The following is an 11,939-nucleotide window of genomic DNA, read 5'->3' on the forward strand; positions in this document are numbered from 1 at the left end:
CGTGAGGGCGCCCCGCTGCGACACAGGACACTGGTTAGAGGGTTGGGCGGCGGGTGCGGTTGCTCGGGCAGCGCCGCGTTCTGCGCAACGTATTTCGAGGAGGCATCGGTGGCGGGCGAGTCCCCCGACAGGTCAGTGCAGCGAAAGTCATCGGGGGAGACCATCAGGGGAGAACGTGACCCGCGGTTCACCGACCGACGCGAAGCGGAGGGAGCAGCCGGCTCCTCTCCCGCGCGGGAGGGCGCCGCACGGGAGGCCACCAGGGCGCCGGGTGCGGCCGGCCGTGCGGAGGCGGCTGGCGGCGCCTCCAGGCCCTCCCAGGGCGCTCCGGGGCGCGCAGGCGGGGATGGGCGCCGCGCCGGGGCGAACGGCGCGCAGGACGGCTCCTCCGGCGCGACAGGGCGTTCCGCGGGGAACGCGGCACGCCGGACAGAAACGGAACCGGAATCCGAACGGCGGGAGCACTCCGGCCGCGACGAGTCCGGCGATCAGGCCACCGCGATCTTCACCGCGGTGCGGCGCACGGCCACCGGCCGAGGTGGCGTCGATGCGGACGAGGACGCAGGGACGGGACGCGTGGGCGGCGACACCAGGGACGGCGCGGGCAAGGGCGGCGCCGCGGAATCCGGCAAGGCGGAAACCGGCAAGACCGAGGAGACCGGGAAGACCGGCGAGGCCGCGGAGACCGGCGAGGCCGGGCGGGACGGGCAGGGCAGGGAGGCCGGGCTGACGTCGGGCGCCGACTCCGGGCAGGGGGACCGGGCGACGGCCGTGCTGCGCACCGGGCCGCTGCCGTCGCGCCCCGGCGCCCGCGGTGCCGATGACGGTGCGGGCCCGACCGGTTCGGGTGCGGGGCGCGGTGCCGGCGACGACGACGGTGCGGCTGACGCCGGGGACGATGCGGGGGCCGCGGCCTCCGACGCTGTCGACTCCGGCTCCGCGGCTGCCGAATCCGGCGCCGGCGCGGCTGCTTCCGGTTCCGCTTCTGGTTCTGGTTCTGCTGTCGACAGCGACAGCGATGCCGACGGCAGCGGTGACCGGAGCGACGGCGCTGAGACCGGTGCCGATGGTGGCCCGGCTCGCGATGCGCGGCTGCGCGCCGCGGTCGCCGCCTGGGTCGCCAAGGGCGGCCAGGCGGACCCGGAGCCGTCGGCGGCCCGTACCGGCGAAGGCGCCCCGAAGGGTGCCGACAAGGGTGCCGATGACACGTCCGACGGTGCCACCGAGGGCACCCGGGCGGGCCGGAGCGCGGCCGAGCGGGCAGCCGCGCGCGCGGCGAGCGTCGCCTCAGGCGCGAACGCGGCCCGGGCGGCCCGCGCCGCCGCCGAACGCGCGGACGCGGCGGCTGCGGGGGACGACGCACCAGGCGGCACGTCAGACGGCGCACCTGGCGGCACGGCGGACGACGCAGCCGCGGGTGCGAAGGGCGCGAAGGGCGCGGCGGCCCCGTCCAAGAGCGCAGCCGCGTCCGGCGCGGGCACCGGCACCACATCCGGCGCGGGCACCGCCTCCGGCACCTCCACCGACAGCGACGCTGACGGCGATTCCGCTTCGGGTTCCGCTTCCGCTGCCGGTACGGGCTCTGCTGCCGACTCTGCCGACTCTGCCGGGGACTCCGGCGAGGGCTCGTCGGCGGGGCCGGCCGGTACGTCGGCCGACCGGGCCACGGCCGTGTTCGGCACGTTGCGCGCGACCGACAAGCGCGCGGGCGCGGGCGCGTCCGGCGGTCGCGACCGGTCCGAGCCCCAGGCCGGTGCCGACACGGACGCCGACGCCGGGACCGACGACACCGACGGGACCGGCGCCGGCGACGACGCCAAGGCTCGTGCCACCGTCGACAGCCCCACCTCGGTGCTCGGCGTCCTCAGCCCGAGGGACCTGCCGGCCAGGGGCGCGGGCGCCAAGGGCAAGGGCCCGGCGGCACGCACGACCGCAGCCGCAGCCGCTGATCAGGACACGGACACGGACGCCGACGCAGCCGCCGGCTCGAAGGCGAGCCCCGCCGCCGGCGGGGTCACCGCTGACCGTCCGACGACCGCGTTCAAGGCGCTGCGCCCGTCGGACACCCCGCGTACCGGCGGCGACGCGGCCACCGACGACCGGGCGTCCGACGAGGACGAGAGCAGCGGCAGCGGCAAGGGCAAGAGCAAGGGCGCGGCCACCGGCGCTCCCGCCAGGAGCGGGAGCGGCGAGCGGACCAGTCAGTTCGTACCGCTGCGGTCGGCCGACGACGAGCGGTCGGCGCGGTCCGCTGCGGCCGGTGCCCGGGCCGAGGGCGCGGCCCCGGCGGAGTCCGGCGCCGTCCCCGAGACCGAGCGCACCAAGCAGCAGCCCGTACTGCCCGCCTCCGCGGCGGCGGGAGCGAAGCCGGGCATGGAGCCGACGGTCAAGGAGGGCCCGTCGGCGCCGCTCGACCTGTTGGCGCAGCTCACCAACACGCCCCCGCCCCCGCAGACGCTGACCCGTACGGTGCTGCGCCGGGTGAAGATCTGGACGCCGCTGGTCCTGATCCTCGCCATCGTGTTCTGCGTGGCCCAGTCGTTCCGCCCGCTGCCGACGCCGGAGCTCAAGCTGACGGCGAGCGACAGCTTCACCTTCGACGGCGCCAAGCCGTCGATGCCCTGGCCGGCCAAGGGACAGGCGGTCATCGACGTGGAGGGGCTCGGCAGCCTCGGCACGTTCGGTGAGCAGAAGCCCGCGCCGATCGCGAGCGTGGCGAAGGTGATGACCGCGTACGTGATCATGCGCGACCACCCGATGAAGTCCGGCAGCGACGGGCCCAAGATCAAGATCGATGCCAAGGCCGCGGCGGACGCCGGCAAGGACGCGGACGGCGAGTCCGTGGTCAAGGTCGAGGAGGGCGCGGAGATCACGCAGCGCGAGGCCATCGAGGGCATCATGATCGCCTCCGCGAACAACATCGCCCGCCTGCTGGCCCGCTGGGACGCCGGTTCGGAGCAGGCGTTCGTGCAGAAGATGAACGAGGCGGCCAAGAGCCTGGGCATGGCCAACACCACCTACACCGACCCCAGCGGCCTCAACGCCACCACCGTCAGCACCGCCACCGACCAGGTGAAACTGGCCAAGAAGGCGATGGACGACCCGGTCTTCCGCGAGGTCGTCAGGATGCCGAAGTACACGGACAGCCGGGGCGACGAGCACGGCAACTGGAACCGTCTCGTCCCGTTCAACGGCGTGGTCGGCATCAAGACCGGCACCACCACCAAGGCGGGCGGCAACCTGGTGTTCGCGGCCGAGAAGGAGATCGGCGGCACCACGCAGTTGATCATCGGCGCGGTGCTCTCGCAGCCGCCGGCCGCGAGCGACAACTCGATCCTGACCGCTGCGCTGGACGCCAGCAAGGCGCTCATCCTGGACGCCCAGAAGACGCTCCAGGCGCGCAAGGTCGTCAAGAAGGGCGACGTGGTCGGCGAGGTGGACGACGGCCTCGGCGGTACGACGAAGGTGGTCGCGGCCAAGGACGTGACGGCCGTCGGCTGGCCCGGGCTCACCGTGGACCTGAAGCTCACGGACAACGGCGAGAAGCTGCCGCACACGGCGGACGCGGGCACCGAGGTCGGCACCCTGACCGTGGGCAGCGGCCCCGGCCAGGTCAAGGTCCCGGTCACGCTCCAGAGCGACCTCGCCGAGCCGTCCTTCGGCTCCAAGCTGGTCCGCATCACCTGATCCGCCCCACTTGATCCGTACGACCTGACTCGCAACATCCGATCCGCACCAACCGTTCCGTACCGCCCGACTCGGGCCCCGGCCCCGCACGGGCCGGGGGCCACGAGCCACGGGTGGCGGGTGGCGGGTGGTGACGGGCGGCGGGCGCGGCTCCGGCAGCACGCCGGGGCCGCGCCCGTGGCGCACGCGGGGCGGGTTGCCCGCGCCGTCGAGCGCGCCGGGTGCCGGTCGTGTGCGGGCTGTGTCCGGGCGGTGCCGACCCCGTGACCCCGGGGCCGGGCCAGTGGTGAAGAGTTGGCGAATGCCGAGGTCACGACGGTGACTGAGCCGGTTGGTGGGGCCGGGGCGTGCTAGCGTCGCCCAGGCCCGTCGGGCCCCTGCCACATGTGCCCCATCGCGAACCAGCGCGCGAGATCCGGGTGGCAGACCGACCCGGAGAGCGTTGAAGATGGGGATGACCCTCGGGGAAGACGGGGAGAGCCGCAGTGACCACCGTTGATCAGGCGCGCGCCGAGCAGGACGAGGCGGACGCCGCGGGTGACGCGCGTACCACGGGACGGATACGCGTACCCGGGCAGCGAGGGCCGGGGGAGGACGACGGCGGCTCGGCTGACACCCGGGAGCGGCCGGCCATGCTTCGCCGAATGACCCGCGCGCTGTGCCATCCGATCCCGGCCGCGCTGATCGTCGCCGGCCTGCTGCACCTGGTGTGGGTGTTCGCGGTGGCCAACGGCGGCGGCGACATGGCCGCACAGGACGCCTGGGCCGAGTTCGCGCTCCAGCACCCGGGCTCGGCGTACAACCTCGCCTGGTACGGCGGCATGCACCCGGTCTCGTACAGCGTGGTCTCGCCGTACCTGATGGCCGTCCTGGGCGTCCGCACCACCATGGTGATCGCGGGCACCATCTCCGCCGGCCTGGTCGCGCTGCTCCTGGTGCGCAGCCGCGCCGTGCGCAAGCCGCTGTGGCCCGCGCTGTACGCGACCTTCGCGCTGGTCTGCAACGCCGTGTCGGGCCGGGTGACGTTCGGGCTCGGCACGATGTTCGGGCTCGCCGCGCTCGCGGTGATCTTCGCCTGGCCCACCCGCTGGCGCTCCACCCGGGCGCTGCACCGGGTGTTGCGGTGGCTGCTGGCGGCCCTGCTCGCCGCGCTCTCCACCATGGGCAGCCCGGTGGCCGGCCTGTTCGTGGGCATCGTGGCGGCGGCGCTGTGGCTGACCAAGCGGCGCTGGGCCGCGTACGCGCTGGGCGTCACGCCGACCATCGTGGTGGCGCTGTCCTCGTGGCTGTTCCCGTTCTCCGGCGAGCAGCCGATGAGCCTGTGGTCGGCGATACTGCCGTTCCTGTGCGGCGTGGGGGCCGTGGTCTTCTGCCCGCCGCAGTGGCGCACGGTGCGCTTCGTCGGCGGTCTGTACGCGCTCGGCGTGTTCCTCGCCTGGCTGATCCCCTCGCAGATCGGCAGCAACATCACCCGGCTCGGCATGCTCTTCGGCGGCGTGGTGCTGCTGGCCGCCCTGCCCGAGTACCGCCTGCCGTCCCGCGCCGACCTGCTGCGCAGCGGGCGCAAGTGGGTGGCGCTGGCGACCGCGGTGGTCGCGGTGACGGTCTGGCAGGGCTTCAAGTCCATCGACGACATCATCAACACGAGGCCGTCCGCCGCCTGGGCCAGGGAGCTGGCGCCGCTGCTCGACCAGTTCGAGAAGATCGACGCCAAACAGGGCCGGGTCGAGGTCGTACCGGCCAAGAGCCACCGCGAATCCTCCGCCCTGCTGCGCTACGTCAACCTGGCCCGCGGCTGGAACCGGCAGGCCGACCTGGAGCGCAACCCGCTCTTCTACGACGGCTCGATCACCCCGCACAGCTACCGCACCTGGCTCTCGCGCTGGGCCGTGCACTACGTCGTGCTGCCCGCGGGCAAGGTGGACAACGCGGGCGAGCAGGAGGCGGAGCTGGTCCGCGACGGCCTGCCGTACCTGCGCCTGATGTGGTCCAACGCGAGTTGGAAGCTGTACGAGGTGGAGGACCCCACCCCGGTCGCCGAGCCGCCGGGCAAGCTGGTCAGCGCCGAGCCCGACCAGCTCACCATCACGGTCAAGAAGGCCGGCCCGGTCCTCATCCGGGTGCCGTACTCGCCGTGGCTGGGCCTGGTGGACGCCAAGGGCAAGAGCATCAAGCCCCCCAAGTCCGACATCGAGGGCGGCGTGCCGGTCAACCTCAACGGCTGTCTGACCAAGCGGGTCGTGCCGGCGAAGGACGGCCAGCCGGAGGACGAGTGGACGGTGCTGCACGCGCCGTACGCCGGTACGTACTACGTCGCGGCCCCCTACCAACTGCCGCGCGGCACGCCGTGCCCCGACGACATGATGGAGTAGCGCGCTGCGGGGCGTGCCGTGTCGCGCGCTCCGGAACGCGCCGGGCCGCCCGGGCGCCCGCCGTGCGTCGCCCCGCGCCGCCCGCGCCGTGCCGGGCGGCGGCCGTGACCGCCCCGGTCACTGCACCGTCCTGCGCCCCGTAGCGAGCGCGGCGACCGCCCGCACCACCGCGCCGGTGCCGTCCTCGGCCGCCATCGCCGCCGCGAGCCGGCCCGCGCCGGTGGCCAGGCCGGGGTCGGTGAGGGCCCGGGTGATCGCCGCCGCCAGCCGGTCGGCGGTCAGGTCCGCGAACGGCAGCGGGGGCGTCGCCGCGCCGTGGGCCGCCAGCCGGGCGGCCCAGAACGGCTGGTCGGCCAGGACCGGGACCGGCACGCTGGGGACGCCGGCCCGGGCCGCTGCGGCCGTCGTGCCCGCGCCCGCGTGGTGCACCACCGCAGCCATGCGCGGGAAGAGCAGCGCGTGCGGCACCTCGCCGATGGTCAGCACGTCGTCGCCGTGCGCCGCAAGACCCGCCCAACCCGCCTGCACCACGCCGCGTACGCCCGCGGCCCGCAGCGCCCGCAGGGCCACCTCGCTCAGCCGCTCGCCCGCGCCGCCGCCCATGCTGCCGAAGCCGACGAACACCGGGGGCGGGCCGGCTTGGAGGAAGTCGGCGAGGCGGGCGGGGAGTGCGGCGTCGGCCGGCAGCGGCGGCCACCAGGTGCCGACCACGTCCTGGCCCGGCCGCCAATCCGCCGGCCGGGGCACCAGCGCCGGGCTGAACCCGTACAGCACCGGCCAGCCGGCCGCCTCCCGTTCCCGGCGCACCGCGCGGGCGGTCGCCGCCGGCAGGGCCAGCCCCCGCCGCAGTTCGCGGACCGCGTCCGCGTGGATGCGGTCCACGACGCGCAGCGCGAGCCGCCCGGCGGCCCGGTTGCCCCAGCGGCCCAGCGACCTGGTGGGGCCGACGGCCGGCGGGAAGTCCCCGGTGGGGGCCACCGGCTGGAGGTAGAGGCCCATGCTGGGGGCGCCGAGCGCCTCGGCGACGTGCCAGCCGAGCGGTGCGGTGCTGGTGGAGAACAGCAGCAGGTCGGCGCCCGGCCGCGCCGCGTCGACCAACCCTGGCGCGAGTTGGCGTACGAAGTCGGCCGCGACCCGCAGCAACTCGGCCTTGCCGGCCTTACCGGCCGTGCTGGCTGTGCTGGTCCCGTCGGTCCCGTCGGCCCTGTCGGTCGTTTCGGCCTTGCGCGGGGTGGCCCCCTCGGCGGGGTCGAGCGGGTGGCCCGGGGCGTCGCCGGGGCCGTGATCGGAGGTGTCACTCAGGGCGCGACCGGGCGGGTTGGAAGCAGGCGCTCCGGTACGGCGCGGGTCGGCGGCCAGCGGGTGGAAGCCGAGGCCGTGCTCGGCCGCTGCCGATGCGTACGGGGCGTGCGTGGCGAGCGCGACCTCGTGTCCCGCGGCGCTGAGCCGGGCGCCGACCGCGAGGTAGGGCACGACGTCGCCGTACGAGCCGGCGGCCGTGATGAGGATCTTCACCGGTCGACACCCTCCCCCTGCTCCCCTTGTTGCCTCTGCTGCCCCTGCTGCTCCTGTTGTCTCTGCTGCCGCGCGTTGGCGTGCACCGCCGCGTGCAGGTACGCGGCGAGCCCGGGCCGCTGCTCGGCGACCGGTACGACCAGGGCGAAGGCACGGGCGTCGGCCAGGTAGTCGTCGGCGATGCGCAGGTGCATCTCGGGCGGGCAGGGCGTGAACCAGCGGCCGACGTGCTGTCGGTGCTCCTCGGCGAGCGCCAGCACGGGCGGGTCGTCGGCGGCGGCGCCGGCGTCGAACGCGGCCAGCAGCCGCCCCCGCCACTCGGCCGCCTCCGCCATGAGCCGCCGCCAGTCCTCCTTGCCGTGCGCGGCGGCCCTGGCCATCGCCTGCTGGTACCCCGCCCTGTCCCCCCACTTCAGATGCGCCTCCGTCGCGTAACTCAGGTCGAAGGCGACGTCCCCGAACACCTCGAAGCGCTCCTGCGGCGTGAGCTCGACGCCGGTGCGCTGCACCTCCATGGCGTGCTCGGCGACCTCCACCATCCGCTGCAACTTGGCCACCTGCGCGGACAGTTCGCGGTGCCGGGCGCGGAGCGCGTCGAGCACGCTGGCCCCGGGGTCCCGGAGGAGGGCGGCGATCTCGCCCAGCGGGAAGCCGAGTTCGCGGTAGAAGAGGACCTGTTGCAGCCGGGCCAGGTCGGCGTCGCTGTAGCGCCGGTACCCGGCCGGGCTGCGCCCGCTCGGCGACAGCACCCCCGCCGTGTCGTAGTACCGCAGCGTACGCACCGTCACCCCGGCGAATCCGGCGACCTGCCCCACGGAATATCCCGTGGAACCACCGGTCGAACCGCTCATGGAACCGCCCGTCGAACCGCTCATGAATTGCCCCTCCTGTCTGGCACAAGCCTGCGCCGTGACGCGACGTAAGGGTCAAGGAGGTGCGGGTTGGAGTTGAGGGAGCGTGCGGGGCGAGGGCCGTGGGCGTTGAGGAGAGGGAGGGCCGTGGGCGTTGAGGGGCGAGGGCTGTGGGGCGAGCGGTGCCCTGCGGGCCGCGGGCCCGCGGGGCGTACGGCCCCGCCCGTACGCGGCGGGGCCGCACGCGTTGCCGCTGACGCCACGCGTAGCCCGTACGCGCCGGGGCCGGAGGTGGGCCGCGCCAAGGCGTTGCCCGCACGCGGCGGGGCCGCCGTCGCCCGTACGCCACGCGTTGCCCGTTCGCCGGACGAGCGACGGCCGCCGCTCATGCCGCGCCCCTAAGCTAGGCGGCGCACACCGCTTTTACGCCGAGATCCGGGAGCACCCGCATGGCAACGACGCGCACCGCCAAGACGCACTGGGAAGGCAACCTGCTGGAGGGCAAGGGCACCGTCGCCCTGGACTCCTCCAAGATCGGTACGTACGACGTGAGCTGGCCGGCCCGCTCCGAGGCGCCGAACGGCAAGACCAGCCCGGAGGAGCTCATCGCGGCTGCGCACTCCTCCTGCTACTCCATGGCCTTCTCGCACGGCCTCGCCGGCAAGGGATTCACCGTGGAGTCGGTGGACACCCAGGCCGACGTCACCTTCCAGCCCGGCGAGGGCATCACGGGCATCGTGCTGACCGTCAAGGCCCGCGTCCCCGGCCTGTCCGAGGAGGACTTCCAGGCCGCGGCGGCGGACGCCAAGGCGAACTGCCCGGTCAGCCAGGCCCTGGCCGGCGTCAAGAACATCACGCTCCAGGCCGAACTGCTGGCCTGACCCGGCTGGCCGCCCGGGCCCGGCCCCGCCCGACACCCGCCCCGCTCCGTCCCGGCCCAAGCCCGGGCCGGCGGCGGGCGGCCCGGGCAGGGTCGCGCCCGACGTGCCGTGGTCGCTCCCCGACAGGGCTCGGACCCGCACTGCGAGTCCGGGCCCTGCCGCGTACGGCACCCCCGACCTCCCGGGCCCTCGGGGCGCGCCCCACGATCCCGTACGCGCCCCCGCACCCCCTACGCGTCGTACGCCCGCCCCTACACGTCCTCGCCCCCTACATGTCCTCGTCCCAGAACGGCGGCTCCGGCTCCGGTTCCTCGGCCGACCAGTCGTAGTCGCCCGGGTCGGTGGCCCGGCCGCCCGGCCGGCCGGGCGCCTGACCGCCCGACTGTCCGCCTGCCCGGCCGCCGGCCTGACCGCCCGTGCGGCCCGTCCCGCGCGCCGTACCGGAACCCCGCGGTCCGGACGCCGCCCGGTCGCCGGCCCCGGCACGCGGGCCCGCGGCCTCGTCCGCGCGTGGCCCGGCGGCCGTCCCCACAGCGCCCGCCGCGCCCGCCTCCGCACCGACGCCCGGTCCGCCGTCGGCGGCCAGCACGCCCTCGCCGCGCAGCTCCGCCAGCACGTCCAGGACCGGCTGCCCGTGCTTGGCGAGCTTGTTCTCGCCGACGCCGGTGACCGTGCCGAGTTCGGCGAGCGTGCTGGGGGCGAGCGTGGCGATCTCGCGCAGGGTGGCGTCGTGGAAGATCACGTACGCGGGCACGCCCAGCTCCTTGGCGGTCGCGCCGCGCCAGGCCCGCAGTCGCTCGAAGACCGGGACCGCGGACTCCGGCAGGTCGACGGCCGGGGCCCGGCGCGACCCGCCGCCCTTCGGCTCGGACCTGGTGGCCCGCTTGGCCGGCTCCGGGTCGCGCCGCAGCGGCACCTTGCGCTGGCCGCCGAGGACCTGACCGCTGAGCTCGGTGAGCACCAGCGTGCTGTACTCGCCCTCCACCGTCAGCAGCTCCTGGGCCAGCAACTGCCGTGCCACGCCCCGCCATTCGGCCTCGCGCAGCTCCGTACCGATGCCGAAGACCGACAGGGTGTCGTGGTCGTGCTGGATGACCTTGGCGGTCTTCTTGCCGAGCAGGATGTCCACGATCTGCCCGACGCCGAACTTCTGCCGCCGCTCGCGGTCCAGCCGCACCACCGTGGACAGCAGCTTCTGGGCGGCGACCGTGCCGTCCCAGGAGTCGGGCGGGGACAGACAGGTGTCGCAGTTGCCGCAGGGCTTCGACTCCTCGCCGAAGTACGCGAGGAGGCGCACCCGGCGGCACTCGACCGTCTCGCACAGGGCGAGCATCGCGTCCAGGTGCGCGCCGAGCCGCCGCCGGTGCGCGAGGTCGCCCTCGGAGCCCTCGATCATCTTCCGCTGCTGGACGACGTCCTGGTACCCGTACGCGAGCCAGGCCGTGGACGGCAGCCCGTCGCGGCCCGCGCGCCCGGTCTCCTGGTAGTAGCCCTCGACGGACTTGGGCAGGTCGAGGTGGGCGACGAACCGCACGTCGGGCTTGTCGATGCCCATTCCGAACGCGATGGTCGCGACCATCACCACGCCGTCCTCGCGCAGGAACCTGGCCTGGTTGGCCGCGCGCACCTGCGGGTCGAGCCCCGCGTGGTACGGCAGCGCGTCGATGCCGCTGCGCACCAGGAACTCGGCGGTCTTCTCGACCGAACCACGCGACAGGCAGTAGACGATGCCGGCGTCGCCCGGGTGCTCGTTGCGCAGCAGGTGCAGGAGTTGCTTCCGCGGCTCGTTCTTCGGCGCGATCCGGTACTGGATGTTCGGGCGGTCGAAGCTGGCGACGAAGTGCCGGGCGTCCTTGAGGTTGAGCCGTACCGCGATCTCCTCGTGCGTGGCCTCGGTCGCCGTCGCCGTGAGCGCGATCCGCGGCACCGTCGGCCAGCGCTCGTGCAGGGTGGAGAGAGCCAGGTAGTCCGGGCGGAAGTCGTGGCCCCACTGGGCGACGCAGTGCGCCTCGTCGATGGCGAACAGCGAGATCGTGCCCCGTTCGAGCAGCCGCAGCGTGGACTCCGTGCGCAGCCGCTCCGGCGCGAGGTAGAGCAGGTCGATCTCGCCGGCGATGAACGACGCCTCCACGACCTGCCGTTCCTCGAAGTCCTGGGTGGAGTTGAGGAATCCGGCCCGTACGCCGAGCGCGCGCAGCGCGTCCACCTGGTCCTGCATGAGGGCGATCAGCGGGGAGATGACCACGCCCACGCCCGGGCGGACGAGCGCGGGGATCTGGTAGCACAGCGACTTGCCGCCGCCGGTCGGCATCAGCACGAGCCCGTCGCCACCGGCGACGACGTGCTCGATGATCTCCTCCTGCTGACCGCGGAACGCGTCGTAGCCGAAGATCCGGCGCAGCACCTCGGCGGCCCGCGAACCGGCCCGCCCGCCGGCGCCGCCCGCCGCGGGGCCGGCCCCCGGGGCGTCGGTCCCTGCTGGGTCGCCGGCCCCGCCGGTCGCATCGGCGGCGGGCACGTCGGACGCTCCGGGCGCCGCGAAGGCGTCGCCGAGGTCGTCATCGAGGGGAGGGGGAGTCATTCGTGCATTCTACGAGGGGAAGCGGCACCCCCGGAGGTTATCCACAGGCCCC

General features: G+C 74.8%; 6 protein-coding genes. 3 read left to right on the forward strand and 3 right to left on the reverse strand.

The window, feature by feature from the left end:
- The first annotated feature begins 513 nt into the window (after positions 1-513).
- On the forward strand, positions 514-3,687 hold the full coding sequence (locus tag ACMA1D_RS06470; RefSeq protein ID WP_414722902.1) for a D-alanyl-D-alanine carboxypeptidase: 3,174 nt from the start codon (positions 514-516) through the stop codon (positions 3,685-3,687).
- A gap of 485 nt (positions 3,688-4,172) precedes the next feature.
- Positions 4,173-6,059 (forward strand): MFS transporter, encoded by a 1,887-nt coding sequence (locus ACMA1D_RS06475; RefSeq protein WP_414722903.1) that lies wholly within the window; start codon positions 4,173-4,175, stop codon positions 6,057-6,059.
- Between the two features lie 117 nt (positions 6,060-6,176).
- On the opposite strand, the gene ACMA1D_RS06480 is transcribed toward ACMA1D_RS06475, so the two are convergent.
- The gene (locus ACMA1D_RS06480; protein WP_414722904.1) at positions 6,177-7,574 is read right to left on the reverse strand and encodes a nucleotide disphospho-sugar-binding domain-containing protein; all 1,398 of its coding nucleotides are present in this window, start codon (positions 7,572-7,574) and stop codon (positions 6,177-6,179) included.
- Complete coding sequence (locus tag ACMA1D_RS06485; RefSeq protein WP_414722905.1) at positions 7,571-8,449, reverse strand: MerR family transcriptional regulator; 879 nt, start codon at positions 8,447-8,449, stop codon at positions 7,571-7,573. The genes ACMA1D_RS06480 and ACMA1D_RS06485 overlap by 4 nt, the downstream gene beginning before the upstream one ends.
- Before the next feature lie 425 nt (positions 8,450-8,874).
- Here ACMA1D_RS06485 and ACMA1D_RS06490 point away from each other — a divergent pair, with 425 nt between their 5' ends.
- Positions 8,875-9,306 carry an OsmC family peroxiredoxin gene (locus ACMA1D_RS06490; protein ID WP_349993706.1) on the forward strand — a complete coding sequence of 144 codons (432 nt, stop codon included), beginning with the start codon at positions 8,875-8,877 and terminating at the stop codon, positions 9,304-9,306.
- A 268-nt stretch (positions 9,307-9,574) separates the two neighbouring features.
- Here ACMA1D_RS06490 and recQ read toward each other — a convergent pair whose 3' ends face one another.
- Complete coding sequence (gene recQ / locus ACMA1D_RS06495; RefSeq protein ID WP_414722906.1) at positions 9,575-11,887, reverse strand: DNA helicase RecQ; 2,313 nt, start codon at positions 11,885-11,887, stop codon at positions 9,575-9,577.
- Positions 11,888-11,939 lie beyond the last annotated feature (52 nt).

This window comes from Streptomyces sp. 796.1 (assembly GCF_047525675.1).
Lineage (GTDB): Bacteria > Actinomycetota > Actinomycetes > Streptomycetales > Streptomycetaceae > Streptomyces.